The following is a 26836-nucleotide window of genomic DNA, read 5'->3' as shown; positions in this document are numbered from 1 at the left end:
ACGGATGTGAGGCATGACCCCGATTTACTCCTTCGACGATCTGAAACGCGATGTCGCCGACGGTCGCATCGATACGATCATCGCCGCCCAGGTGGACATGCAGGGCCGCCTGATGGGCAAGCGGTTCCAGGCGGAATATTTCGTCGAGAGCGCCTATCAGGAAACGCATAGCTGCAATTACCTGCTTGCGACCGATATCGAGATGGAGACCATTTCCGGCTACAAGGCGACCAGCTGGGAGCAGGGATACGGCGATTATACGATGAAGCCGGATCTTGCGACGCTCAGAAAACTGCCCTGGCTCGAAGGCACCGCACTGGTCCTCTGCGATGTGCTCGATCACCACACCCATGCGGACGTGCCGCATTCGCCGCGGGCGGTCCTCAAGAGACAGGTCCAGCGGCTCGCAGACATGGGCATGTCCGCCTTCATGGCGACCGAACTCGAATTTTTCCTGTTCGACCAGACCTACGACCAGGCCCGCGAAAGCGGTTACCGCAATCTCAAGCTGGCGAGCGGCTACAACGAGGATTACCACATCTTCCAGACCACCAAGGAAGAGGAGGTGATGCGGGCGATCCGCACCGGCCTGCAGGGCGCCGGCATTCCGGTCGAGAATTCCAAGGGCGAGGCTTCGGCCGGCCAGGAGGAAATCAACGTTCGTTACGCCGATGCGCTGACCATGGCCGACCGGCACGTGATCATCAAGAATGCGTGCAAGGAGATCGCCTGGGGCAAGGGCAAGGCTATCACCTTCCTCGCCAAGTGGAACTATTCGGCCGCCGGCAGCTCGTCGCACATCCACCAGTCCCTGTGGAGCGCCGACGGCAAGACGCCGCTGTTCTTCGACAAGGACAACGAGCACGGCATGTCGGAACTGATGAAACACTATATCGCCGGGCTGCTCGCCCACGCGAGCGAGATCACTTATTTCCTGGCACCCTACATCAATTCCTACAAGCGCTTCATGGCCGGCACGTTCGCGCCGACCAAGGCCGTCTGGTCGAAGGACAACCGCACCGCGGGCTACCGTCTCTGCGGCGAGGCGTCCAAGGGAATCCGCATCGAATGCCGCGTCGGCGGTTCCGACCTGAACCCGTATCTCGCCATGGCGGCACTGATTGCGGCGGGCATCGACGGGATCGAGAAGAAGATGACGCTCGAGCCTGCCTTCGTCGGCGACGCCTATGGCGGCAAGGGTGTTCGAGAAATCCCGCGAACGCTGCGTGACGCGATCGAGCTCATGGACGGCTCGGAACTGCTGCGCTCCGCCTTCGGCAACGACGTCATCGACCACTATGTCCGCGCTGGCCAATGGGAGCAGGAGGAATACGATCGCCGCGTGACGGACTGGGAAGTGGCACGCGGTTTCGAGAGGGCTTGAGATAATCGCAACTCTGAGGTGCGCTTGTTGTCATTATGGCATTATGTTAAGCTGTTTCCACAACCTGCGGGAATGGTCATGAGCCCTATAGACAGTGAATGGTTTTATCAGAAACTTGATCAAGGACAGAAATCCTTGCGCGATTTGGCTCGCTTCATGTCGCTCGATCCCAGTGCCGTATCGCGGATGCTGAAGGGCGAACGGAAGATGAGCGCAGATGAGCAGGACGATATCGCCGTCTTCCTCGGGATAAATCTCGAGGAGGTGGCCGCGCACCGGCGGGGCAAGGTGTTCGGATTTGAGGAGACGAAGCAAGGCAGCTATGACGCCACCGGCTACTTGGACACTCAGCCAGCCAAAATGTTCACGAAAGACGATATCATCTACAAGGATGGCAAGCGTTGGATGGAAAAAGAGGACGGGACGCTCATAGAGTTGCATCCCGCCTACGGCTGCATGGCGGGAACGGTCACTGTCATGCCGGGCGTCGATCTCACCGCACCGATGGATTGGGATGAGGAATGGGGCGAGAAGCTTTATAATGAGTAGCCGCTTTCTGCTCGATACGTGCTTCGTGATCTGGATGTCGCAGAATGAGGCGTTGGCGCCGATGGCATTGGAGTCGCTGGCTGAAAGCAAGGCCCAGAAAATTCCGGTTTTCGTATCTTCCGTGACAGCGTGGGAGATGGGCATGCTGCTTTCGAAAGGGCGTATTCGTGAAACCCGGGATGCCGAGCAATGGTATCGCGACTATCTGCGAGATGGGGGCTTTGTTGAGCATCCGGTAACCTCTACGATCTTCGTTACCGCTTGCTTCCTGCCCCAACCCATCCACAAGGACCCGATCGACCGAATCCTGATCGCCACCGCTCGCGAACACGACCTGACCATCATCACGCGCGACCGCGCTATTCTATCCTATGGCGCTGCGGGCTATGTCCGCACGCTCGCCTGTTAACCCCTCGGGGGCCTGCTGAATTTCTGGAGCCTATATCAATGACAATGATCCAATGTATCTCGCCGGTCGACGGTTCGGTCTATGCCGAGCGTCCGGCCATGTCGGCGGAAGCGGCCGCCGAAGCTATCGGGCGCGCACGGCATGCGCAGAAGGTCTGGGCGAATCGGCCGCTCGAGGAGCGTGTCCAGCTCGTGCTGAAAGGCGTCGCGCGTCTCAACGAGATGGTCGAGGAAGTGGTGCCCGAGCTTGCCTGGATGATGGGCCGGCCGGTGCGCTACGGCGGCGAGTTCAAGGGGTTCAACGAGCGCTCCAATTACGTCGCCTCGATCGCCGCCGATGCGCTCGCTCCGCTGCGCGTCGAGGACAGCGCCACGTTCGAACGTCGCATCGAACGGGAGCCGCATGGGGTCGTGTTCGTCATCGCGCCGTGGAATTATCCCTATATGACGGCGATCAACACCGTCGCTCCGGCGCTGATGGCCGGCAACGCGGTTGTCATCAAACATGCCTCCCAGACGCTGCTCGTCGGTGAGCGCATGGTGCGCGCCTTTATCGAGGCCGGCGTTCCGGAAGACGTCTTCCAGAATATCTTCCTCGACCACGCGACATCGGCCAAGCTGATTTCCGAGGGCATGTTCAACTTCATCAATTTCACGGGCTCGGTCGAGGGCGGACGGTCGATCGAACGGGCCGCTGCCGGTACCTTTACCGGCATTGGCCTCGAACTCGGCGGCAAGGACCCCGGTTATGTGATGGAGGATGCCGATCTGGATGCAGCCGTCGATACGCTGATGGATGGCGCGACCTATAATTCCGGCCAGTGCTGCTGCGGCATTGAGCGCATCTATGTGCACGAATCGCTCTACGACGCTTTCGTCGAGAAGTCGGTCGCCTGGGTGTCGAACTATAAGCTTGGCAACCCGCTCGACAAGGAAACGACGCTGGGGCCGATGGCCAACAAGCGCTTTGCCAAGGTGGTGCGCCAGCAGATCGCCGACGCGATGGCCAGCGGCGCCAGGGCGCTGATCGATCCGAAGCTTTTCCCGGCCGACGACGGTGGCGCCTATCTTGCGCCGCAAGTATTGGTTGACGTCGATCATTCCATGGAGATCATGCGGGAAGAGACGTTCGGCCCGGCTGTCGGCATCATGAAGGTGAAGAGTGACGACGAGGCGATCGGTTACATGAACGATAGTCGCTACGGGCTGACGGCGTCGCTGTGGACGCCGGATGTCGACCGGGCCAACCGGATCGGCGGTCAGCTCGAAACCGGCACGGTGTTCATGAATCGCGCCGACTATCTCGATCCGGCGCTTGTCTGGACCGGCGTCAAGGAAACCGGGCGAGGCGGTTCGCTCTCCGTCCTCGGTTTCCACAACCTGACCCGCCCGAAATCCTACCACCTGAAGAAGGTCACGAAATGAATATCGTCGCGAACTGGAGCTATCCGACCGCCGTCAAGCTGGGCCGCGGACGCATCAAGGAACTGGCGGACGCCTGCAAGACGCTCGGCCTCAGCAAGCCGCTCCTGGTCACCGACCGGGGACTGGCTTCGATGGCGATCACCGGCCACGCGCTCGACGTGCTCGAAGAGGCTGGCCTCGGCCGGGCGATCTTTGCCGATGTCGATCCGAACCCGAACGAGAACAACCTTGACGCCGGCGTCAGAGCCTACAGAGACGGCGGTCATGACGGCGTCGTTGCCTTCGGCGGCGGTTCGGGCCTCGATCTCGGCAAGCTGATCGCCTTCATGGCCGGCCAGACGCGGCCGGTCTGGGATTTCGAGGATATCGGCGACTGGTGGACCCGCGCCGACGCTTCGAAGATCGCGCCGATCGTCGCCGTGCCGACTACGGCCGGGACCGGTTCGGAAGTCGGCCGGGCAGGGGTGCTCACCAATTCCACCACCCATGTGAAGAAGATCATTTTCCACCCGAAACTGCTGCCGGGCGTCGTGATCTGCGATCCGGAACTGACGATGGGCATGCCGAAGGCGATCACCGTCGGCACCGGCATGGATGCCTTTGCCCATTGCCTGGAAGCCTATTCCTCGCCCTTCTACCACCCGATGTCGGGCGGGATCGCGCTCGAAGGGATGCGGCTGGTCAAGGAGTTCCTGCCGCGCGCCTACAGGGACGGGGCGGATCTCGAAGCCCGCACCAACATGATGTCGGCCGCAGCCATGGGGGCGGTCGCCTTTCAGAAGGGGCTCGGCGCCATCCATTCGCTGTCGCATCCGATCGGCGCGGTCTACAACACCCACCACGGCATGACCAATGCGGTCGTCATGCCGCCGGTGCTGCGCTTCAATCGGCCGGCGATCGAGGAGAAGATCGCCCGCGCCGCGGCCTATCTCGGCATCGCCGGCGGGTTCGACGGGTTCTACGATTATGTCCTGTCGTTGCGCTCGGAACTCGGCGTGCCCGAAAATCTCACCGCGATGGGGATCAAGCCCGACCGAATCGATGAGCTGACGGCCATGGCGATGGAGGACCCCAGCTGCGGCGGCAACCCCGTCACCATGACGATGGAGAATACCAAGGCGCTTTTCCTCGCCTGCTTTTAAGACTTCCAGACCACAGGAAGACCGGCGTCAACGAAGCCCGGAGGCCAAAACCTTCGGGCTTTTCCGCATTTTACAGCCAAAAGCTAAATCTCCTGAGTGATATTAATGGTGGCTAAATTTGCAATTCGTTAACCATGTTTGGAAAGGATGTGCTTATGACACCATGCTTCCCGGTGTCCTCGTGAGCGATGTGGCTCAAGACTTGTTCGAGGACCGAAAATGCCAGTAATTTCCTTTGCCAATGCCAAGGGTGGAGCCGGAAAAACGACCGCGGCACTCCTGCTCGCCACCGAACTTGCCCATCAGGGTTTTCGCGTCACCGTCATCGATGCCGATCCGCAGCGCTGGATCAGCCAATGGTTCGAGACCTCTCGCGCGGTGCGCAACATCGAGGTGGTATCGGAAGTCACACTCGCATCGCTGCAGTGTCACCTGCGGGAAATGGCATCGCGCACCGACTATTTCATCATCGACCTCGCCGGCGCCCGTGATGCGCTGGTCACCACGGCGATCGGCCTTTCCGATCACGTGATGATCCCCGTCCAGGGTTCAGCCATGGACGCGAAGGGTGCGGCGCAGATCCTCGACTTGCTGTCCTACATGAAGGAGAAGGCCGGTCTGGTGATCCCGCATTCGGTGGTGCTGACGCGGGTGACGTCCATGGTCACCACCAAGGCGCTGCTGACCATCAAAGGGCTTCTGGCAGCCCGCGGCGTGCATGTCCTCGATACGCCGATCGGCGAACGCATCGCCTTCAAGGAACTGTTCGAGACTGGCGGCACGCTCCACACGCTCGATCAGGCCAAGGTCAGCAATCTCGACAAGGCGAAGGAAAATGCCCGGTCCTATGCGCAGGAAGTCATGCGGCTCATGCCCGTCAAGATCACCCGGTCCGTCGCGTCGCGCCTCTTCGGATTGAGCCGCTACGCGGCCTGATCACCATTGGACGTCTGTTCATTCCAAGATGTGGATTAAGAGGCGGTTGGTTCGAAAGAGCCGACCGCCTTTGCATATGCACTGGCCGCTTGGGTAGCTGCGGCTGCGGTTCCGATCAGTGCGGGCTCTTCCAGATTGGCCGGAACGCTGCGCGCGGCGACGAAACGGTCGCGCATCTGACGCCAGTCCCGCTGGGCGAGGCTGCTGATTTCATTCGGCTGCATTCCGGACGTCGTCAGAATCTCGACTGTCAGCAGGTCGAATCGATCTTCCGAATGCATATAGCTCCAGCCGATCAGTATGCTTTGCGGAAGCGACGCGACGAGGACGTGCAGCATCTGCTCGAGCGCGATACGTTCGGGAGCGCCCAGCAGGACTTCGTCATGGGCGAGCGGTATTGCGATCGATTTCTCATGACCTTTTTCGGCATGGCGACGGAAACCAGGCGGGCCGGAGTTTTCAAGCATGACCTGGTTGCAGACGAAGATGCAACGATTGCAGATCGCCGTGGCTGCCGGACCGGCAATGATCATCTCGACACTGCGGCGGTTTTCACCGCAAAAGGAGCAGACAGCTCCGTCGTCGCCGCGTCCGAAGAGGAGGGACAGGGCGCCTTTGAGTCTCGTTGGGAAGTTCATTCCATCCACCGCCGTGTACATTTTTCTCGCGGAAAACTAGGGCTTCTTTTGGCTGAAGCCAGATTGCCAGGCAAACAAAAAGCCGTCGGCAGCGGGTGCCGACGGCTGATAGGTTGTGCCGGGATCTTACTCGGTGAATTCTACCGTCGTGCCTGGCTTGACCATCTTGGCAAGTTCCCTTGCGTCCCAGTTGGTCAGGCGGACGCAGCCGTGGCTGTTGGTCTTGCCGATCTTGGAAGGTTCCGGCGTGCCGTGGATGCCGTATGTGGGCTTCGAGAGGGCGATCCACACCGTACCGACCGGGCCGTTCGGGCCCGGCGGGATCTGCAGGATCTGGTCGTTATTGCCCTGCTTGAAATTGATCTTCGGATTGTAGGTGTAACCGGGATCGAGCGCGATACGTTCGACCGTGTGGGTTCCGGTCGGCGAAGGCGTGTCGGTGGAGCCGATGGTGGCCGGATAGGCGGCGACCAGGCGCCCGTCCGCGCCGTAGGCGAAGACCTGTTTTCTGGCCTTGTCGGCGAGAATGCGGGTGACCTGACCGGCCTTCGGCTGGCCGGGATTGATCACCTTGATGGTCGAGCCGGGGATGGTGAAATCGGCGCCGGGATTGAGCGCCTTCAGATAGTTCTCGTCCATGTGGAACTGCTCGGCGAGCTTCTCCGTCACGGACATATAGGACATGGCCGGCAGCTGCGACTTGTGGGCATAGTCTTCCGGGATCGACGCGACATAGGGACCGGCGGCGTCGGCCGGGGTGATCGTGTAGTCGACGATCGGCAGGCCGCCCGAATAGGTCAGCCGCTGCATGATGTCTTCGGAATTGTTCGGATCGAGCGTCTCACCGGTCATTTCCTGCCAGGCGGCGATCGCCTTGTTGACGTTGTCGCCGAGATGGCCGTCGATCACGCCGGGCGAGATGCCTTCGCGGTCCAGGAAGACCTGAAGTGCTGCGATCTGGGCCTGCGGCTTCTTGGTGACGGTAATGATCGGCTTCTGCGGCAGAAGCGTCTCCGCCGGCCGCTGGTCCGGTTCGATCGAAGCCTCCTGCGGATAGCCCAAATCGGCGTCGGGGAGGGCCTGATCATCCAGTGGCATGCGGCTGACCGAGCCTGGCCCCGGAATCCCGCCGGTAACGGCGCCTGGTTCGCCCGGCCGATACTCGCGGTAGTCGCGATAACCGCCTGCACCCTGCTGGTAACCGCCCGAATCGCGCAGCGACCGGTAACCGCCCGGCACCGGCGGATATTCCTGCCTCCGGTTGGGGCGATAGGTTTCCCCACGGATTTCGGTCGCGACGACATTGCCGAAATGGTCGATGAGGACGCGGCGCCCCATGCCGTCGCGGCTGATGATGACATCGCCGCGGTCGGGCACGTAGTCCAGGATCGAGCCGTCAGGGGCGACGAGCATTGTTTCCGAGGGATAGCGGCCGTAGCGGTTCTGCGCCTCGGCGGAGGGAATTCCCTGTGCCGCGGTCAAGATCACCAGACTTGCGCATGCAAAAAATAGCCGCTTCACGATGTCACCGACTTCCTTGTTTCCTACTTAAACGTAATCGGGAAATCGGACATTGGTTCCCGCCCGTTCGCCTGTCGCCACAGACAAGTTAATTTTGACCGTAGTGTGGAAAAAGTGAATTCGTCATGAACACACCGTTAAATTCACTTCACGATCGGTTAGAAGTTTTGACGAAACCGTGAAGGGAATGATTATGAAGGCTTTTTCCGCCGCCAACGGACCGAGGATTTTCCTGGACCAGAGCTCCGTTCTCGATATCGGAGGCTGTTTTGTCGGCGATGTGGACCTTGCTCCGGGCCGGGCCATTCCGGACGACGGAGATCCGCGAATCGATCACTCGCTCGAAGGCTTTCTCTTCACCTGCGGGCCGGACCATATTCGTCACCCCGAGGCCATCGAAGGCGCCTCCGACGGCCGGAAATTTCCGCTGCATGGATCCTTCTCCTCCCACCCCGCCGAAATCCTGTTCTGGGATGCGCAGGGGCCGGATGCGGAGTGCCGTGCCCGCGTGCCGCTGACCCTTGCGACCGGCGAGACGGCCCTCCTCGAACGCCATTGGCGGATCGACGGGGCGACGGGGGAGGTGAGCCTGTCGGACAAGGTCACCAATACCGGCTCGAAGCCGTTTGCGCGGGTGCATATGTACCACATGAATATCGGCGCCTGGCTGTTCGACGACCGGGTCCGGCTGAGCGGTGCGATGCTCGACAACGGCGGTTTCCCCTGGACCTTCGGAGGCGAGACCGGCGGCATATTCTGCGTCCCGGCGGCCGTCGAGGGTGAGCAGTGGGCCGAGATCGCGCTCGGCCCGATCGCGGCAATCGGCGGACTGACGCTGAAGGTGAAATTCAGGACCGATACGCTTCCGCATCTGCAGGTCTGGCGAAACCAGAAGGCGCCGGCGCATGTGCTTGGGATAGAGCCGGTTTCACATCGCCTGGCAAGCCGCCAGGAACTGGCGGCAAACGGAGAACTCGGCTTCGTCAGACCCGGCGAAAGCGTCGAATACGGACTGCGCTTCTGCTTCGTCTGAGACCTGCCGTCCGGCGGCCGTCGCCCGATTGACGCCCGGGCGGCACCGTCGTAATGCTGGCGCCTCAATCAGAACGGAGGGCTCAAGCCATGGATATCCGCCAGATCAACGACGAGTATTCCGTCACCGGCCAGATCACCGTCGAGGACCTCGATCAGATCAAGGCCATGGGGTTCAAGTCGGTCGTCTGCCATCGTCCTGACGACGAAGAGCCGGGCCAGCCGCATTTCGCCGAGATCGAAGCTCGCGCCAAGGAACTCGGCCTCGACATCAGCCACATCCCGGTCGGCCGCATGGGCGTCGACGAACAGGGCGTCAAGGCGATGGTCGATGCACTCGACGAATTCCCGCGCCCGATGCTCGGTTTCTGCCGGTCCGGTGCCCGTTCGACGGCGATTTACGAAAAGAGCCAGCATCTGCGCGGCTGAAGATTTTCCGCGGCCTCGTGCCTTTTGCGCGGGGTCTTTTCCCGAAGCTCAATTTTTTTGAGGAGAATTCCATGAGCATCCAGCGCATCGAGCCGGGCGCCCGCATGAGCGGCGCCGTCGTCCACGGCAATACCGTCTATCTGGCCGGTCAGGTCGGCGAAGGCGAGAGTGTCACCGACCAGTGCAAGGACGCGCTCGCCGAAGTCGACCGCCTGCTGGCAGCCGTCGGTTCCGACAAGTCGAAGATCCTGCAGACCATCATCTATCTGTCCGACATCGCCTATTTCGGCGAAATGAACGCTGTCTGGGAAGCCTGGATCGACCCGGCCAACCCGCCGGCCCGCGCCACCAGCGAAGCCAAGCTCGCTGCACCGAAGTACAAGGTCGAGTTCATCGTCACGGCTGCGATCTGATTGCTGCTAATCCGATTCAAAAGCCGGCCTATTTTCTGATAGGCCGGCTTTTTTATTCATGTTTCTGATAGGCCGGCTTTTTTATTCATGCCTTTTCGCGGATCTGGGTCAGCGTCCTGGCCGGCGTGATCGCTTCCGGGTCGAGCCTGACCTCGATGATCGAGGGTTTGCCGCTGGCGCGCGCCCGCTCATAGGCAGGGCCGAACTCTTCCGTCTTCTCGACCAGTTCCCCGTGTCCGCCGAAGGCCTTGGCATAGGCAACGAAATCCGGATTGACGAGGTCGGTAGCGCTGACGCGGCCCGGATATTCACGCTCCTGGTGCATGCGGATCGTGCCGTAGATGCCGTTGTTGACCAGCACGGTGATGATCGGCAATCCGTAGCGGACGGCGGTGATGAATTCCTGGCCGTGCATCATGAAGCAGCCGTCGCCGGCAAAGCAGACGACTTCGCGTTCGGGAAACAGCTGCTTAGCGGCAACCGCGGCGGGCAGGCCGTAACCCATCGAGCCGGAGGTCGGGGCGGACTGGGTGTTGTATTTGCGGAAGCGGTGGAAACGGTGCAGCCAGGTGGCGTAATTGCCGGCGCCGTTGGTGAAGATCGCGTCGTCGGGCACGTTCTCCTCGATCCACTGCATGATCGGTCCCATCCTGACCGGGCCGGGGCCGGACTCCGGCGGCGTCGACCACTTGAGGTAGGAGTCGTGCAGCGTCGATTTACGTTCGGCCCAGAGCGGGGCGGCCGGCGGGTCGAGGTCCTTCAGCGCAGCGACGAATTCTGCAGGAGCAGCGCAGACCGGAAGGTCGGGCCGATACATGCGGCCGAGTTCTTCCGGATCCGGAAAGACATGGACGAGCTTCTGCTTCGGATAGGGGATATTGATCAGCGTGTAGCTGGAGGAGGGCATTTCCGACATGCGGCTGCCGATCAGCACCAGCAGGTCGGCCTCCTTGACCGCCTTGGCGAGCGCCGGATTGATGCCGATGCCGACATCGCCCGCGTATGACGGGTGCAGGTGATCGAAGAGCATCTGGCGGCGGAAGGAGCAGCCTACGGGTACCTTGAAGCGGCTGGCGAAATCCTGGAAATCGGCAACCGCCTGCTCGCTCCAGCGGGTGCCGCCGAGGATGAACATCGGCCGCTCGGCATTCTTCAGCATGGTTTCGAATGCGGCGATCTGGCTTTTGCCGGGATGGCTTTCGACCGGCATGTAGGCACGGGCTTCGGGCGCCTCGACCTCTTCGACCAGCATGTCTTCCGGCAGCGTCAGCACGACCGGGCCGGGGCGGCCGGAGGTGGCGACGGCAAAGGCGCGGGTGACGAATTCCGGAATGCGGCGGGCGTCGTCGATCTCGCCGACCCATTTGGCGAATTCGGTGAAGGCGCGGCGGTATTCGACCTCCTGGAAGGCCTCGCGCTCCTTCATCTCGCGGCCGATCTGGCCGACGAAAAGGATCATCGGAATGGAATCCTGCCTGGCGATGTGCAGGCCGGCCGACGCGTTAGTGGCGCCGGGGCCGCGGGTGACCATGCAGATGCCCGGTTCGCCGCTGAGGCGCCCCCAGCTGTCGGCCATCATCGCGGCACCGCCTTCCTGGCGGCAGACGAGGATCTCGATGCCGCTTTCATACAGCGCGTCGAGTACGGCGAGATAACTTTCCCCGGGTACGCAGGAGATGCGCTTGACGCCGTTCGCCTTCAGCGCCTCGACGATGAGCTGCCCTCCGGTCTTCATGACGGTGTTCATTTTTCTCTCCCCTCTTTTTCGATTTGATCGAGTTGCGCCAGCACGTCTGCGGTATGTTCGCCGAGCGCCGGGCTCGGCCGGTGATAGACAAGCGGCGTTTCCGACAGCACGATCGGGCTGCGCACGCCGGGAATGACCGTGCCGTCGGCCGCTTCCAGATCGATCCGGAGCCCGCGCTCCTTGACCTGCGGATCGTCGAACATTTCGGCGATTGAATTGATCGGCCCCGCCGGCACCGCATTGTCACCGCAGGCGGCGAGCAGCTCGGCCTTCTTCCATTTCGACGTCTGCGCGAGGATCAGCCGGCGCACTTCGACGCGGTTGGCGACGCGCGCCTTGTTGGTGGCGAAACGCTCGTCGTCGGCCATCCCGTCGATGCCGAGGATGCGGCAGAGGCGGCGGAACTGGCCGTCATTGCCGACGGCAAGGATGAGGTAACCGTCCTCGGTGGCCAGGACCTCATAGGGGCTGATGTTCGGATGAGCATTGCCAAGCCGCACCGGTGCTTCGCCGGAAACCAGGTAGTTCATGTTCTGGTTGGCGAGGATGCCGGCCTGGACGTCGAGCAGCGCCATGTCGACATGCTGGCCTTCGCCGGTCTTCATCGCATGGATCAGCGCGCCCTGGATGGCGGTCACCGCGTAGATGCCTGTGAAGATGTCGGCGATCGCGACGCCCGCCTTCATCGGCTGGCCATCCGGCTCGCCGGTGATCGACATGAAGCCCGACATGCCCTGGACGATGTAGTCGTAGCCGGCGAGATTGGCGTAGGGGCCGTTCTGGCCGAAACCGGTGATCGAGCAATAGATCAGCTTCGGATTGATCTTTTTCAGGCTCTCGTAGTCGAGCCCGTATTTGACGAGGCCGCCGAGCTTGAAATTCTCGATCAGCACGTCGGCGGTCGCGGCCAGCCGGCGGACGATGTCCTGGCCTTCCTCCGTCTTCAGGTCGACGGCGATCGAGCGTTTGCCGCGATTGGTGGAGTGGTAGTAGGCGGCCGACAGGTTTTCGCCGTCCTTGCCTTCGACGAAGGGCGGCCCCCAAGCGCGGGTATCGTCGCCGCCATCGGGATTTTCAACCTTGATGACGTCGGCGCCCATGTCCGCCAGCATCTGCCCGGCCCAGGGACCGGCAAGCACGCGGGCGAGTTCGATGACGCGGATGCCGGTAAGCGGCGGTTTTTTAGGGGTCTGGGTCATGTCACGGGGTCACGGTTGATTTGGCGGCGCTGGTTACCGGCTTCATGGAGGCAACGCGGCGTTCCCGCCAGATGATGTAGAGGCCGGAGCCGATGATGATCGAAATGCCGAGCCATTTGACCGGGTCGGGGAAGTCTCCGAAGACCAGCCAGCCGAACAGCGTCGCCGAGACGATCTCGAAATATTGCAGCGGTGCGATCACGGATGCGGGCGCGGCCCGATAGGCATAGACGGCCAGGATGCCCGACAGGGCCGCGAAGGCGCCGACGCCCGCGAGCCACAGCAGGGTCGTCCAGTCCGGCATGGAGGGCGCCAGGAAGGCGATGCCGGTCCGGTCGCCGACAAAGAGCAATATGGCCGAGATCGGAATTCCCCACAGCGCCATCTGGAACTGCATCGACCAGGGATCTTCACGATGCGCCAGCGCCCGGGTCAGGATCGCGAAGATCGCCACGCAGAAGGCGGTGACGATCGGCAGTAGCGCCACGAAGCCGATCTCCTGGAAACTCGGGCGGATGACGATCATGGCGCCGACGAAGCCGGCCGCGCAGGCGGTATAACGCCGCCAGCCGATGGTCTCCTTGAGGAAGATGCTGGAAAGCACCGTCAGGATGATCGGCTCGACGAAGAAGATGGCGATCGCATCGGCCACTTCCATGACCGCAAGCGTCGCCACGAAGCAGACCATGGAGACCGTGATGAGGCTCGCGCGGATCGCATGGAAGACGCTGAGCCGCCAGGAGAACGTCCGCCAGTATCCATTCCAGAGCACGATCGGCAGCATGCAGAGTGCCTGGAAAACGAAGCGGGCGGCGGTGATGAAGGTGGGCGATGCGGTATCGGTCGCAAGCTTGGAAAAGATGTCGATAAACGGCGCGATCAGCATCGCGACGATCATCAGGCCGAGGCCGTTGACGATCCGGTTCGGGGCTGATGCGACAAGGCTTGCGGGCGACGAATTCATGGATTTCCTATAGCCGGGACCGGTTCCGGAAGCACTTGATTAAATGTCATGAACTCATTCCGTTTGATATGCGGGGCCGTTTGATATGCAGGGCCGTTTTATATGGACTGTCGATTCAGATCGCCGGCGCCGGGACGGGCAGGGCGGTGCGGGCCCAGGCGGCGAATTCGGCGGTGGCGCGTGCCCGCACCGTATCGTTCAGCGTTTCGTGGCGGGTGCCCGGCCAGATCTTGGTGGTGACGTCGGAAAAGCCGTTGCGCTTGAAATGCTCGGACAGCCACAGGATTTCGCGGCCGCCATTGGTCGCCGGGTCCTCGGCGCCGCCGATCAGATGGATCGGCAGGTTCTTCGCCAGCCGATCAATGAGTTTTGGCGCGCGAAAAGTGAGTTCGAAAAGATCGAGCCACAGCGAGACGCTGGCATCGAAACCGCACAAGGGATCGGCGATATAGGCGTCGACGACATCCCGGTCATGGCTCAGCCAGTCGAATTCCGTACGGTGGCCGGGGATAGACTTGCCCCAGGCTCCGAATGTGAGTTTCGGCAGAAGCCCGCTTGGAACATCCGAACCTTTCAGGGCCTTTTCGATGCGCAGGATCACCTGCGCGGCGCGGCCAGCCGGGCCTGGATGGAAATTGGAATTCCAGACCGCGACGGCATTAAAGCTGTCGGGATGGTCGACAGTGGCATTGAGGGCGATCAGGCCGCCCATGGAATGGCCGAAGAGCAGGACCGGCAGGCCGGGATGGGCATCTGCCGCCATGTCGCGCATGGCTTTGACGTCCGCGAGCACCAGGCCGACGCCGTCGTGCCGGGCAAAGCGGCCGATCGGTGCGTCCGGAACCGTCGTCTCGCCGTGACCACGATGGTCGAAAGCATAGACGTGGAAGCCGTGGCCGGCCATGGCCTCGGCGAAAGCCCTGTAGCGCCTGGAATGCTCGGCAAGCCCATGAGAGATCAGCAGGATGGCGAGGCCCGGCTCTGCCGCCGGTTGGTAATGGTAGGCAAGGTTTGCGCCCGTCGGGCTCTTAAACCGCCTCGTTTCGTCGAACATCCTCGCTCCCTCGACCGTTCGCGCATTGCTCCCGGCCACCAATTCGCCTACATAGCGGCAAACCGAAATTCCCCCCGGAGCACTTTTATCCATGGCACGTCAGTTCATCTATCACATGTCGGGACTCAACAAGTCCTACGGCGCCAAGAAAATCCTTGAGAACGTCAATCTGTCTTTCTACCCGGACGCCAAGATCGGTATCCTCGGTCCGAACGGCGCCGGTAAGTCGACCGTGCTGCGCATCATTGCCGGTCAGGACAAGGAATATACCGGCGAAGCCTGGCTCGCAGAAGGCGCGACCGTCGGCTATCTCGAACAGGAACCGCATCTCGACGAGTCCAAGACCGTTTTCGAGAACGTCATGGAAGGCGTCGCCAAGAAAACGGCCGTCCTCGACCGTTACAACGAACTGATGATGAACTATTCCGACGAGACCGCGGACGAGGGCGCCAAGCTTCAGGACGTCATCGACAGCCAGAACCTGTGGGATCTGGAAAGCCAGGTCGAGATGGCGATGGAGGCACTACGCTGCCCGCCGCGCGATTCGGAAGTCACCAGCCTGTCGGGCGGTGAACGCCGCCGCGTCGCTCTCTGCCGTCTCCTGCTGTCGCAGCCGGACCTGCTGCTGCTCGACGAACCGACCAACCATCTGGACGCCGAAACCATCGCCTGGCTCGAAAAGCACCTGCGCGACTATCCGGGCGCCGTGATGATGATCACCCACGATCGCTACTTCCTCGACAACGTCACCGGCTGGATCCTCGAGCTCGACCGTGGCCGCGGCATTCCGTACGAAGGCAATTACTCGGCCTACCTGCTCGCCAAGGCCAAGCGCATGCTGCAGGAAAACCGCGAAGAAGCCGGCCGCCAGAAGGCGATCAGCCGCGAACAGGAATGGATCGCATCCAGCCCGAAGGCGCGCCAGGCTAAGTCCAAGGCGCGTATCAAGTCCTACGAACAGCTGGTCGACGCCGCCGAAAAGCAGCGTCCCGGCGACGCGCAGATCATCATCCCGGTCAGCGAGCGTCTCGGCCAGGTGGTCATCGAGATGGAAGGCATCACCAAGGGCTTTGAAGGCCGCACGCTGATCAACAACCTGTCGATCAAGCTGCCGCCGGGCGGCATCGTCGGCATTATCGGTCCGAACGGCGCCGGCAAGACCACGCTGTTCCGGATGATCACCGGCCAGGAAACCCCGGATGCAGGTTCGATCCGGGTCGGCGAGACTGTCCACCTCGGTTATGTCGACCAGAGCCGCGATGCGCTGGACGGCAACAAGACCGTCTGGGAAGAAATCTCGGGCGGCGCCGAAATCATCAAGCTCGGCAAGTTCGACATGAACTCCCGTGCCTATTGCGGCGCCTTCAACTTCAAGGGCGGCGATCAGCAGCAGAAGGTCGGCAACCTCTCGGGCGGTCAGCGCAACCGCGTTCACCTTGCCAAGATGCTGAAGGCCGGCGGCAACGTTCTCCTCCTCGACGAACCGACCAACGACCTGGATACGGAAACGCTGGGGGCGCTGGAAAGCGCGCTGGAAAACTTTGCCGGCTGCGCCATCATCATCAGCCACGATCGCATGTTCCTCGACCGCCTGGCGACGCATATCCTTGCCTTCGAAGGCGACGGCCATGTGGAATGGTTTGAAGGCAACTTCGAGGATTATGAGCAGGACAAGGTTCGCCGACTCGGCCCCGACGCCCTCAACCCGGGCAGCCAGGCCCACAAGCGTCTGACGCGTTAATCTTTTTTAGCTTCACCTAATTCAAAACCCCGGCTCTGCCGGGGTTTTCGTTTTATGCAAGATTAATAAAAGCTAAAATTCGAACCCCCAAAATTATGGGTATTTCTGACGTAGCCCGATAAAGACAATCGCAAAGATTGGCGGCGCATTTTCGGGCCGGGAGACCATGTCCGCCTGGGTCTTGACGCTGTCATGATGACGGCCCGCTTCAAAGGGTTTTTCATGCTGCGTTTGATCGAACGTCTGCCTTTCCGTACATCGTTGACGCTTCTTGCTGCCGTTCCGCTCCTGGCCGTGATTGGGCTCGGCGCTTTCGTCACGTTGAATAGCTACGGCGCTTATCAAAAACTCTCCGGCGCGGCGGCCCTCGAGCGTCTGGCTGGGGCGAGTGGACGGCTGATGCTTGCCTTGCCGGTTGAAAGTGCAGCTTCGCCCGATCAGCGCAGCCAGATGCGCCAGAAAACCGATGAGGCCTATAAGGCAATCGTTGCAGGCTATAACGAAGTGGTCAGTGCCGGCTATGCCGACGCGCTCTTGACCGACATCAAGCGCACTCTCGACGAGCGATATGCCAAGATTTCGGAATTCCGCGGTAAGGTGGACGCCGGACCTATCGATGCGATGGTGCCGCTTCTCTATCTGCAGCCGCTTTCCGCATCCTCCATTCAGCTGACCGCGCGAACCGGCAATATCATGGAGGATCGCGATCTCCAGCAGGGAGTAACCGGCTACGGCGCCCTGCTGCAGTATAATGAAGGTTTTCTCGTTCTTAACCGGATCGGTATGCAATATACCAAGAACGGTACGCTTTCACTTGAAGAGTTTGCTCGCTTCGGTGCTGCAACGACCCAGATCCGCATCTACGGTCAGCTCGTGCGCGAGTTCGTAAATCCTACGATTGTTTCCCAGCTGGACACATTCATGCAGTCGGCCCCAGGTCGAGTGGTTCAGCAAAGGATCGAGGAAATGGCGAAGAATACGGCCTTCACGCCTGCTCCTGCCGATCTGGACAACTGGACCAGGGCAATGGCATCGCGTCGCGACTTCGTTGGTCAGTTGTTGGTTGAAACCGCAGCGAGCGTCCACGCGCAAGCCACGTCCAAGCTTGGCAATTCCTACAATTCATTGGTGACGTCGCTGACGCTGCTTGGCGCGTTTGTCATCGCCGCCATTGCCCTGTCAGTCGTGATCGCTCGCCAGCTATCCAAATCAATTCGTCGGGTCGGCGACCGTATGGCAAGCCTTGCCTCCGGCAATACCGAGGAGGCTATCCCCTACGCTGACCGCAAGGACGAGATCGGCGCCATGGCCCGCTCGGTCGAAGTTTTCCGCGAAGCCGCGATCCGCAATCTTGACCTGGAAGCCGAAGCAGAGGCCACCCGCCGCCGCTCGGAAGCCGAGCGCATCGAAATGCAGCGCCAGAGCGAGGCGGATACCGAGGCGAAGCTGACCCAGGCGACCGGTGCGCTCGCCGCCAACCTTCGCCGTCTTGCCGCCGGCGACATGCTTTGCGAAGTGAACGAAGCCTTGGCGCCGCAGTTCGAAGGCCTGCGCCACGACTTCAATACCTCGGTCCGCCAGCTGCGCGACGCGCTGCTCAGCGTCGGCAATTCGGTTTCGACCGTCACCAGCGGTTCGAGGGAAATCTCCGACGCGTCCGACAACCTGTCGAAGCGCACCGAGCAGCAGGCTGCTTCGCTGGAAGAAACGGCGGCAGCACTCGAAGAGATCACCGCCAACGTCGTTTCGACCTCGAAGCGCACCGGCGAGGCCCGCGACGTCGTCCGCGACGCGCGGACCCGCGCGGACCAGTCGGGCCAGGTCGTCCGCAACGCGGTTGCTGCCATGGAGCGGATCGAGAAATCGTCCAGCCAGATTTCCAACATCATCGGCGTCATCGACGAGATCGCTTTCCAGACCAACCTGCTGGCACTGAACGCCGGCGTGGAAGCGGCGCGTGCCGGTGAAGCCGGCAAGGGCTTTGCGGTCGTCGCGCAGGAGGTCCGCGAACTCGCCCAGCGCTCGGCAAACGCCGCCAAGGAAATCAAGTCGCTGATCTCCAACTCGGCGGTTGCCGTCAGCGAAGGCGTCAAGCTCGTCAGCGAGACGGGCGAGGGGCTCAGCGTCATCGAGCAACTGGTTCAGACCGTCAACGGTCACATGGATGCGATCGCAATCGCGGCACAGGAACAGTCGGTCGGCCTTGCGCAGGTCAACACCGCTGTCAACCACATGGACCAGTCGACCCAGCAGAATGCCGCGATGGTCGAAGAGATGAACGCCGCAGGCGCCGGTCTTGCCCAGGAGAGCGGCAAGCTCAGCGATCTCCTCTCGCACTTCCAGCTCGGCAGCAGCGCCTCGGGCCAGCTTCGCGAGACGGCGAGCCGCATGCGCGCGCCGCCGGCTCCGGCCCCGCGCCCGGTCGCCGCCGCGCCGAGCCGTCCGATGCCGGCGCGCGCTCCGGTTTCCCGCGGAAATACGGCCCTCGCGCAATCGGCCGACGAGTGGGAAGAATTCTGATCTTCCCGGCACAAACAGAACTTGAGAGGGCGGCTTCAGCCGCCTTCTGCGTTTCAGGCGACCTCCTCGGATCCATCAGTTGCCGCTTGCATAGAACGGCAAAACGATATAAACATATCTTTATATCTTGATTGCGTAAGGATGCGGCTGAATGGGATTGGCGCTCGACACCCTGGTGGACGTACTGAAAACAGCCGGCGAGCCGACGCGCTTCCGCCTGCTTGCGCTTCTCGCTGCCGGGGATCTCACCGTCACCGATCTTACCGAAATCCTGGGCCAATCGCAGCCGCGCATTTCGCGGCACCTGAAGCTGCTTGCCGAAGAGGCGCTGATCGATCGCTATCAGGAAGGCGCCTGGGCCTATTTCCGGCTGAAGCAGGAAGGCAAGGCGGCAACGCTGGTGAGGACGCTGCTTGCCGCCTCCTCGGAGGAGGATCCGGTCCTGCTTCGGGACAGCGAGCGGCTGACGACGGTCAAACGCCTGCGTGCCGAACGCGCCCAGGCCTATTTCACGCGCAACGCATCCGAATGGGACGAGCTTCGCCGCCTGCATATCAGCGACGCGGCAGTCGAATCGGCGTTGCTCAAGCTGATTGGCCCGACGCCCGTCGACGCGCTTCTCGATCTCGGCACCGGCACCGGCTGGATCCTCCAGCTTCTGTCCAACATCTACCGTCGTGCCGTTGGCATCGACGCGAGCCGTGACATGCTCTCGGTCGCTCGGTCCAATCTCGACAAGGCCGGTATCGTCAAGGCATCCGTCCGGCATGGCGACATTCTCAACCTGCCGCTCGAAGGCCAGGATTTCGACCTGATCACCGTTCACCAGGTACTGCACTTCCTCGACCAGCCGGAATTGGCGATCGCCGAGGCAGCCCGCGTGCTGCGTCCGGGCGGCCGCCTGCTGATCGTCGATCTCGCGCCCCATACGCTCGAATACCTGCGCAACGACCATGCCCATGTGCGTCTCGGCTTCTCCCATCAGGTGATGGCGGAGTGGCTCGAGAAGGTCGGCCTCGAAGTCGAGCAGGCGCTCGATCTTGGTTCCGGCAAGGAAGGCGGGCTCACGGCCACTGTCTGGCTCGCCCGCGACCGCCGCCTGCTGATCGCCGCCCATCATGCATCCGCCCAATCGCAAACCGTCCTTTAAGGGAGCTGAACCAATGACCGCCGATAGCGAAACTTTCAGCGTTTCCTTCGAATTCTTTCCGCCGAAGTCGGAAGAGATGGAAGGCCAGCTCTGGGATACGGTCGATGAACTGGCGCTCTGGGATCCGAGGTTCGTTTCGGTCACCTATGGTGCGGGCGGTTCGACCAAGGCGCCGACGATCAACACGGTGCGCCGCCTGGTCGGCGAAACCTCGCTTGCAACCGCCGCACATCTGACCTGCGTCGATGCCACGCGCGAAGAAACCCATTCCGTCGTCGGCGAGTATCGCGCCGCCGGCATCCGCCACATCGTTGCCCTGCGCGGCGATCCGGCGAGCGGTGTCGGCACGGACTATCGCCCGCATCCGCAGGGTTATGCCAATGCAGCGGAGCTGGTGCGCGGCCTGACGGAACTCGGCGGCTTCGACATTTCCGTCTCCGCCTATCCCGAAAAACATCCGGAAAGCGCCGATCTTGGCGCAGACATCGAAATGCTCAAGCGCAAGGCGGATGCCGGCGCCGCCCGGGCACTGACCCAGTTCTTCTTCGACAATGACGTTTTTGAACGTTACCTCGAAAAGGTCCGCGCCGCAGGCATCGCGATCCCGATCGTGCCGGGCATCATGCCGATCCAGAACCTGACCCAGCTCAAGCGTTTCGCCGGACGCTGCGGTTCCTCGGTTCCGTCTTTCCTGGATGCCCGTTTCGAAGGGCTGGACGACAAGCCCGAGGATCGCGCCAGCGTGGCTGCCGACATCGCCGCCGAACAGATCGAGGATCTGATCCGCCGCGGCCTTGGCGACTTCCATATCTACACGATGAACCGCGCACCGCTCGTCTCCGCCGTCCTTCAGCGGCTTGGCCGCCGGCAGATCCGCACACCGCGGATCGCCGCGGCCTGAGCGCAATGAAAAAAACGCATGCTCCTACGAAAGGAGCATGCGTTTTCACCGGAAGTGCTGATTATCAAACGGTCTTGGATGCGATATCTTGAACTGGTAGTGGAACTGGTGGCGCTCAAATGAAGAGCATGGATGCCACAAACACAAACGCTGCACTGACTACCAAGACATTGAGAGAGTATGTACGTCCCATGTCTGCCTCCTTGCGTTGACGGGCAGACTTTATGTCGGTTTTGTGCCGGTTGGGAAGCGTATTTCTATGCTGCAGCGCCGTTCGCCTGTTCACCTTATCCCTGCACGGATCTCGTAAGTCGCTGATTTTTATCGGTAAAGCATCCGTTAATCTTAATTTCCGCAGAGTTAAAAAGCCGTGTACGGCTGTTAACTTCTGACATATTCCGTGATGGTTTCGATCCGTTACGACGCGCCGGACGGCGAATTGTTGCGCCTGCGAAGGAGCCTTCCGTCGAGCAGGACCAGGCCGAAACCGATCAGCAGCATGCCGATGAGGTCGGTCGCCTCCAATCTTTCGCCGAGGAAAAGCGCGCCGAGAAGGATCGCGCTCGGGGGCACGACGAGCGTAACCAGAGAGGCATTCGTCGCTCCGGCCATCCCAAGGATACGGAAATAGAGGAGATAGGCGAACGCCGTCGACAAAAGCGCCAGGGCGAGGATCGCAAGGACGGCATGCGTCGATGGGGCGGGCAGCGCCCAGGGCTGGTCGGCGAGCAGCGACACGGGCAGCATCATCAGGCTGGAGGCCGTGAGTTGTCCGGTGGCGCTGACCGGCGCTGGCAGGCCGCGGAAACGTTTGCCGTAGGTGCCGGCCACTCCGTAGGAGATTGCCGCAAGGATCGGCAGGATCAGCGCCCAGAGCGGCGCGGACGCGGCCGCCGTGACGCCTGGACCGATCAGCACGGCCGTCCCGGCAAGACCCGCAAGGCAGCCGGCGATTTTTGCCGGCGTCAGTTTTTCGTCGGCCGTCCAGCGGTTGGCGATCAGCACCGTCCAGATCGGCGTGGTCGCGTTGAGGATCGAAGCGAGACCGGCGCCGATCTCGGTCTGGCCGAAGAAGATCAGCGTATGGGGAAGGGCGTTGTTGATGAAGCCCATGACCAGGAAGGACCGCCAGTGGGTTCTAAGCGTCGCATAAAGCCCGAACCGGCCGTGCAGATAGATGTGCAGCGCCGCCGCTGCCAGGAACAGGCGCAGGAAGACGAGGGTGAAGGGCGGCACTTCCACGACTGCGACGCGCGCGAAGAAGAACGATCCGCCCCAGATCAGCCCGAGCAGCAGGATCAGGGCCCAGGCGGTGGCACTGGGCTTCGGAATGGCGGCGGTTGTCATGCAAAATCCCCCTCACAGTCAAGGTCAGGGGATATCTCTTTGTTCCACGAACCGCCACCCGATTTCGGTCGGGCGGCGATTGTATTCAGAGATTGTATTTCAGAGCGCGGAGAGCAGGGTCTGGGTCGGCCAGCCGTCGGCTGGCTGGCCAAGGCGTGCCTGTTCCTTCTGGACGGCCTGGCGCGTGCCCGACCCCAGGATGCCGTCGACCTTGCCGATATTGTGGCCGAGCGCTTCCAGCTTGGTCTGCAGCGCCTTCATGCCGGTGTCGTCCAGGCCCTGGTCCGGCGTGCCCTTCAGATAGGTCGGAGCACCGGAAAGCCGGGTTGCGAAATAGGCGGCCGAGGTCGTGTAGATGAACGACTGGTTCCATTCCAGGTAGATGCTGAAGTTCGGATAGGTCAGGAAGGCCGGTCCCTTGCGACCCTGCGGCAGGATGAGGGCTGCGGGCAGGTTGCCGAAGTTGGTGGCGCCGTCGCGCGGGGTGACGCCGAGCTTGAACCATTCGCTGGCCGGGATCTCGTTGCCGAGGCCGGACCTGTCCCAGGGGAGGTTCTCCGGCAGCGTCACTTCCTGGATCCACGGCTGGCCAGGCTTGAAACCCATGCTCTGGATGAATTTTGCGGCCGTGAGGATAGCGTCCGGGGAACTGGCCTTGACGTTGATATGGCCATCGCCGTCACCATCGACGCCGTGCGCGATAATATCCTCGGGGAGCATCTGCACCTGGCCGATCTCGCCGGCCCATGCGCCCGTGTTGGTCGAAGGATTGAGGTCGCCGTGCTGGACCATCTCGATCAGGGCGATCAGCTGCGGGCGGAAAAGCTGCGGGCGACGGCAGTCATGCGCGAGCGTCACCAGTGCATTGCGGGTGTTGAAATCACCCTGCACGGCGCCGAAATCGGTCTCCATTCCCCAGAAGGCGGTGATGACGCCGGGCGCCACGCCGAATTCCTTCTCAGCTCGGGCGAAGACCTCCGCATACTGCTTGATTTTCTGGCGGCCGATGTCGAGGCGCGCCTGGCTGACGGTGCGCTGCGAAAACTCTAGGAAGGTCTGGCGGAAGACGCCCTGAGCCCGGTCGCGGGACAGGACTTTCTGGTCGATCTGGGCGCCGGCGAGCGCTTCGTCTACCGCGCTTGCCGAGGCGCCCTTGGAAATGGCTTCCGCCTTGACGCCGTCGAGGAAAGCGCCGAGATCGCCGCCGCAGGTGGTAGCCGGGGCCTGGGCGAGAGCGGTGGAGGCAAGGCAACTGGTGATGACGGAGGCAAGGGCGAGGCGGCGGGCAAAGCGAGCGGACATTCGGCGTTCCTAGAATCTGAGTAAGCGCCGTCCGATCTCGGAAAATTTTGTGACCGAAACGTGGACGGCAGCCGTGTTGGCGCAGTTTTTATCGCAACTGCTCACACATTGCCAGACACCTGTTTCGTCGGGTGCACGGGGCTTACTTTGAGACTGCCGCAACCCAGTTGTGCCAGTTCTTGGACGTGCCCGCAAAGACGTTGATATCCATCTCGCCCTTGATGCCCGGCACGACGCCCGTCGAGGTATACTGCCAGAAAGCCCAGCGGCGATCGGGGTAGATCTTGGTCGGATGCTGCGCCACGGCGCGGAGCCAGAAGTGGTGGTTGCTGAAGGCACCGACCAGATTGTCCCGGTGGAAATCCACTGACGTGTAGATGATCGGACGCTTGCCGTAATAGGCCTCGAGACGGTCCATGAAGCGCTGCATCGACGCACGAACGGTCTCGGGATCGGGACGGGTCTTGCAGGTCGGCGAGGACTGGTTCCATTCCATGTCGAGGACCGGCGGCAGCTTCACCGCGTCCCTGGGCACGTTGTTGATGAACCAGTCGGCCTGTTCGTCGGCTGTCGAGCAGAAATAATAGAAGTGGTAGGGGGCATAAGGAATGCCGGCCGATGCGGCGCCCCGCCAGTTCAGCTCGAAGGTCGAATCGATGCGATCCTTGCCTTCCGTCGCCTTGATGAAGACGAAGGCGATGCCGGATTTTTTCACGGCGGGCCAGTCGATATCGGTGCCGTTCCACTTGGAGACGTCGATGCCGTGGACCTCGTGGAGCCCAGGGTGCGTTTTGCCGAAATCCTGCGGGTCACTGTCCTTGAACCGCATCTTCTTGACCGATGACGTTTCCATCAGGTCATAGCTTGAGGATGTGCATCCCGTGGCAAGGAGCGCGGTGGCAAGGAGGGCCAGAAGGAGCCGAGGCATGAACATCCCGTGTGGTGTCGACGTGGAAGCCTCTTGCCCCGTTCGACGCAACACAGGGAGGCATGAACTCCATATTCGCCATAACGTCGTAAAAAATCGGTTAGGGCAAGAGGATTTCATGCCGGAGATGCGGGAACCCAACGCTTCAGCCGCGGCGGCGGATGACAGCATGCCAGGCATAACCCCGGCCGATCTCCTCGAAGATCATGTCGGCATCGGCCGCAGTCAGCTTGCTTTCCAGCACTTCGTGCAGGTTTGGCCGCGGCGTGACGTGGAAACGCATGAGCCAGGCCTTCAGGAACCGCCCGAACCAGCTTGGCAGCCGTTCCTGCTGGCCGAAATCGACGATATGGAGGGAGCCATGCGGCGCCAAGGCCGCAAGCGCGGCATCGATCGCCTTTTCCCAGTCCGGAATCATCGACAAGGCGTAGGAAATCAGGATGCGATCGAAGCCGGTCGCACCGAACTCTTCCGCCTTGAAATTGGTGGCGTCGGCGACGCGAAATTCCGGGATGATCGGCTTGCCGCGGAAATTGGCCCTGGCGCTTTCCAGCATCTCGGCGGAAATATCGAGGCCATAGAGCCTGGCCGCCGGATATTGCCGGTGGGCGAGGGCGAGGTTGCGGCCCGTGCCGCAGCCGACTTCGAGCAGCGAGGCATTCGGCGGGACATTCAATCCCGCAATCGCCCGGTCGCGGCCGAAGAGGTAATATTTGCGGGTGATGTCGTAGATATGGCGCTGATACCGGTACATCCGGTCCATGCGCTCGGCGTGGCCAGTCGGCAGGGAGTTACTCGCCATATCCGTCGCCATCAGGCTTTTTTCACATAGATGTGGAAACCGCCGTAAATTGCCGACCGGTCTTCCAGGTTGAGTTCGTTGGAGCGCTCTTCCAGATAGGACCACTGGTCGAAAAGGGCCGGGGAAAGGCGACCGTCGAGCACGCTCTTTTCGGCGGCGGTGCGGAAGATCACGCGGGCGCCGGGAGCGGCCGTGCGGCTGATTTCCGACCAGACGTCGTTCAACTGCTCGTCCGTCATCCAATCCTGCGCGTCGAGCAGGACGTAGCGATCGACCGAACCGGCGGACTTCTGGGCCAGCAGTTCCGTGAAGCTGGCATGGTGGACCGTGACGCGCTCGGCATTGTCGCGGATCGCGCGGTAGTTTTCAGCCTTGAGATAGGTCGGCAGCGTGCCTTCCTCCGGCTTTGGATAACGGCGCATAAAGGCCTGCCAGGCGAAATAGTTGTCGCGCAGCGGGAAGTGGCAGGCGAGCTTTTCGAGGCGCTGGCGCAGGACCGGCGCGATCGATCCGTCCGAGGCGAGGCTCGCCAGCTCGTCATATTGCTGCGGCGGAATGCCGAGGCCGAACAGCGAACTCTTGCGGCTGGTGATCCAGCGGATCAGCGGCCTGTCGAACAGCGGAGCGATGCGGTCGTCGAAGAACTGGCGTTGTTCGCGCAACGATTTGGCATCGGCCATTTGGGTGAGGTCGATGCCATGCAGGCGGGCGATCAGGTGGCCGGCGCCGATGAAGCGGCCGAGCAGGCCGGTCTTGTAGATATTGCGGTCGAACACTTCGATCCGACGGCGGCCGGCGAGCGAGCGCTTGTCCCAGTAGGCGCGGGTCGCGGCATCGAGATTCGGCGCGATGAACGCGTCGTAGCTCTTGCTGTTGGTGCGGATGCCGTCCATGCCGAAGTGGCGCACGACATCGCCATGGCCGGGCAGGTGGCGGAAGGCTGCGAGCTTCAGGCGGTTCAGCGCGACGTGATGCGGGTTGAGGTCGACGACGTCGATCTTCTTCGGCGAGCGGGACAGATAGGCGAGCATGTTGCAGCCGCCGGAACCGATGGTGACGATCGAATGCTCGCCGGAAAGCTCCATGGCGGTCATGTCGACTTCCGGGTCTTCCCAGATCTGAGGATAGACGAGACCGGAGAACAGGAGGCCGAAAAGCCTTTCTGAGAAACCCTGCCGGGATAGAGCTTTATGCTGCAGAAGGGCGTCCTTCAGCTTCTGGTTTTTCAGAAAACCGGCTTCCTGTGCAATATCCGCCATGGTCGAGTCCCGCTTTGTCCAGAGTTTCAGCGCGTGTAAACCTGT

General features: G+C 61.7%; 24 protein-coding genes. 13 read left to right on the top strand and 11 right to left on the bottom strand.

The window, feature by feature from the left end; genetic code table 11:
- The first annotated feature begins 13 nt into the window (after positions 1 to 13).
- From C5J22_RS11485 to C5J22_RS11460, 6 genes are all read left to right on the top strand, one after another.
- The gene (locus C5J22_RS11485; protein WP_105438322.1) at positions 14 to 1384 is read left to right on the top strand and encodes a glutamine synthetase family protein; all 1371 of its coding nucleotides are present in this window, start codon (positions 14 to 16) and stop codon (positions 1382 to 1384) included.
- Positions 1385 to 1462: 78 nt separating this feature from the next.
- On the top strand, positions 1463 to 1933 hold the full coding sequence (locus C5J22_RS11480; protein WP_105438321.1) for a helix-turn-helix transcriptional regulator: 471 nt from the start codon (positions 1463 to 1465) through the stop codon (positions 1931 to 1933).
- Positions 1926 to 2342 carry a type II toxin-antitoxin system VapC family toxin gene (locus tag C5J22_RS11475; RefSeq protein ID WP_105400750.1) on the top strand — a complete coding sequence of 139 codons (417 nt, stop codon included), beginning with the start codon at positions 1926 to 1928 and terminating at the stop codon, positions 2340 to 2342. The genes C5J22_RS11480 and C5J22_RS11475 overlap by 8 nt, the downstream gene beginning before the upstream one ends.
- Before the next feature lie 38 nt (positions 2343 to 2380).
- Positions 2381 to 3766 (top strand): aldehyde dehydrogenase family protein, encoded by a 1386-nt coding sequence (locus tag C5J22_RS11470; RefSeq protein ID WP_105438320.1) that lies wholly within the window; start codon positions 2381 to 2383, stop codon positions 3764 to 3766.
- Entirely contained in the window at positions 3763 to 4908 is a 1146-nt protein-coding gene (locus tag C5J22_RS11465; RefSeq protein WP_105438319.1) for an iron-containing alcohol dehydrogenase, read from the top strand. Before C5J22_RS11470 ends, C5J22_RS11465 begins: the two co-directional genes overlap by 4 nt.
- Positions 4909 to 5127: 219 nt before the next feature.
- A complete protein-coding gene (locus C5J22_RS11460; protein WP_105424270.1) occupies positions 5128 to 5844 on the top strand; it encodes a ParA family protein in 717 nt (238 codons plus the stop codon).
- Between the two features lie 35 nt (positions 5845 to 5879).
- Here C5J22_RS11460 and C5J22_RS11455 read toward each other — a convergent pair whose 3' ends face one another.
- Both C5J22_RS11455 and C5J22_RS11450 read right to left on the bottom strand, forming a co-directional pair.
- Entirely contained in the window at positions 5880 to 6503 is a 624-nt protein-coding gene (locus C5J22_RS11455; protein WP_105438318.1) for a ClpX C4-type zinc finger protein, read from the bottom strand.
- A gap of 105 nt (positions 6504 to 6608) precedes the next feature.
- Positions 6609 to 8003 carry a L,D-transpeptidase gene (locus tag C5J22_RS11450; protein ID WP_371412599.1) on the bottom strand — a complete coding sequence of 465 codons (1395 nt, stop codon included), beginning with the start codon at positions 8001 to 8003 and terminating at the stop codon, positions 6609 to 6611.
- A gap of 193 nt (positions 8004 to 8196) precedes the next feature.
- Between C5J22_RS11450 and C5J22_RS11445 the strand changes: the two genes are divergently transcribed.
- The 3 genes from C5J22_RS11445 (at position 8197) to C5J22_RS11435 (ending at position 9877) form a co-directional block, all read left to right on the top strand.
- Complete coding sequence (locus tag C5J22_RS11445; protein ID WP_105438317.1) at positions 8197 to 9036, top strand: DUF4432 family protein; 840 nt, start codon at positions 8197 to 8199, stop codon at positions 9034 to 9036.
- A gap of 89 nt (positions 9037 to 9125) precedes the next feature.
- On the top strand, positions 9126 to 9464 hold the full coding sequence (locus C5J22_RS11440) for a TIGR01244 family sulfur transferase (protein WP_046633474.1): 339 nt from the start codon (positions 9126 to 9128) through the stop codon (positions 9462 to 9464).
- A gap of 71 nt (positions 9465 to 9535) precedes the next feature.
- The gene (locus C5J22_RS11435; RefSeq protein WP_046625916.1) at positions 9536 to 9877 is read left to right on the top strand and encodes a RidA family protein; all 342 of its coding nucleotides are present in this window, start codon (positions 9536 to 9538) and stop codon (positions 9875 to 9877) included.
- An 85-nt stretch (positions 9878 to 9962) separates the two neighbouring features.
- Here the strand turns inward: C5J22_RS11435 and C5J22_RS11430 are convergent, their stop codons facing one another.
- From C5J22_RS11430 to C5J22_RS11415, 4 genes are all read right to left on the bottom strand, one after another.
- Positions 9963 to 11624, bottom strand: coding sequence for a thiamine pyrophosphate-binding protein (locus tag C5J22_RS11430; RefSeq protein ID WP_105438316.1), 1662 nt, complete (start codon positions 11622 to 11624; stop codon positions 9963 to 9965).
- Entirely contained in the window at positions 11621 to 12823 is a 1203-nt protein-coding gene (locus C5J22_RS11425) for a CaiB/BaiF CoA-transferase family protein (protein WP_105438315.1), read from the bottom strand. Before C5J22_RS11425 ends, C5J22_RS11430 begins: the two co-directional genes overlap by 4 nt.
- 1 nt (position 12824) lies before the next feature.
- Entirely contained in the window at positions 12825 to 13787 is a 963-nt protein-coding gene (locus C5J22_RS11420) for a DMT family transporter (RefSeq protein WP_105424277.1), read from the bottom strand.
- A 115-nt stretch (positions 13788 to 13902) separates the two neighbouring features.
- Entirely contained in the window at positions 13903 to 14841 is a 939-nt protein-coding gene (locus tag C5J22_RS11415) for an alpha/beta fold hydrolase (protein WP_105438314.1), read from the bottom strand.
- Positions 14842 to 14932: 91 nt separating this feature from the next.
- Between C5J22_RS11415 and ettA the strand changes: the two genes are divergently transcribed.
- From ettA to metF, 4 genes are all read left to right on the top strand, one after another.
- Positions 14933 to 16582 carry an energy-dependent translational throttle protein EttA gene (ettA, locus tag C5J22_RS11410; protein WP_105438313.1) on the top strand — a complete coding sequence of 550 codons (1650 nt, stop codon included), beginning with the start codon at positions 14933 to 14935 and terminating at the stop codon, positions 16580 to 16582.
- 222 nt (positions 16583 to 16804) lie between these two features.
- Positions 16805 to 19102 carry a methyl-accepting chemotaxis protein gene (locus C5J22_RS11405; protein ID WP_105438516.1) on the top strand — a complete coding sequence of 766 codons (2298 nt, stop codon included), beginning with the start codon at positions 16805 to 16807 and terminating at the stop codon, positions 19100 to 19102.
- A gap of 151 nt (positions 19103 to 19253) precedes the next feature.
- Complete coding sequence (locus tag C5J22_RS11400) at positions 19254 to 20252, top strand: metalloregulator ArsR/SmtB family transcription factor (RefSeq protein ID WP_105438312.1); 999 nt, start codon at positions 19254 to 19256, stop codon at positions 20250 to 20252.
- A gap of 13 nt (positions 20253 to 20265) precedes the next feature.
- Positions 20266 to 21153 (top strand): methylenetetrahydrofolate reductase [NAD(P)H], encoded by an 888-nt coding sequence (gene metF, locus C5J22_RS11395; RefSeq protein ID WP_105415616.1) that lies wholly within the window; start codon positions 20266 to 20268, stop codon positions 21151 to 21153.
- Between the two features lie 417 nt (positions 21154 to 21570).
- On the opposite strand, the gene C5J22_RS11390 is transcribed toward metF, so the two are convergent.
- From C5J22_RS11390 to C5J22_RS11370, 5 genes are all read right to left on the bottom strand, one after another.
- Positions 21571 to 22500 carry a DMT family transporter gene (locus C5J22_RS11390; protein WP_105438311.1) on the bottom strand — a complete coding sequence of 310 codons (930 nt, stop codon included), beginning with the start codon at positions 22498 to 22500 and terminating at the stop codon, positions 21571 to 21573.
- Positions 22501 to 22599: 99 nt separating this feature from the next.
- Positions 22600 to 23802: a lytic murein transglycosylase gene (locus C5J22_RS11385; RefSeq protein WP_105438310.1), complete on the bottom strand. Its 1203-nt coding sequence runs from the start codon at positions 23800 to 23802 to the stop codon at positions 22600 to 22602.
- Positions 23803 to 23944: 142 nt separating this feature from the next.
- Positions 23945 to 24730, bottom strand: a complete 786-nt coding sequence (locus tag C5J22_RS11380) for a GH25 family lysozyme (protein ID WP_105438515.1) — start codon at positions 24728 to 24730, stop codon at positions 23945 to 23947.
- A 145-nt stretch (positions 24731 to 24875) separates the two neighbouring features.
- Positions 24876 to 25532, bottom strand: coding sequence for a class I SAM-dependent methyltransferase (locus C5J22_RS11375; protein WP_245440349.1), 657 nt, complete (start codon positions 25530 to 25532; stop codon positions 24876 to 24878).
- Between the two features lie 11 nt (positions 25533 to 25543).
- Positions 25544 to 26791: a DUF3419 family protein gene (locus C5J22_RS11370; RefSeq protein ID WP_105438308.1), complete on the bottom strand. Its 1248-nt coding sequence runs from the start codon at positions 26789 to 26791 to the stop codon at positions 25544 to 25546.
- Between the last annotated feature and the right edge of the window lie 45 nt (positions 26792 to 26836).

It is taken from the genome of Neorhizobium sp. T25_13 (genome assembly GCF_002968675.1).
Classification (GTDB): Bacteria; Pseudomonadota; Alphaproteobacteria; order Rhizobiales; family Rhizobiaceae; genus Neorhizobium; species Neorhizobium tomejilense.
Note: the sequence above shows the minus strand (reverse complement) of the source record. Positions and strands in the feature narration are given on the sequence as shown.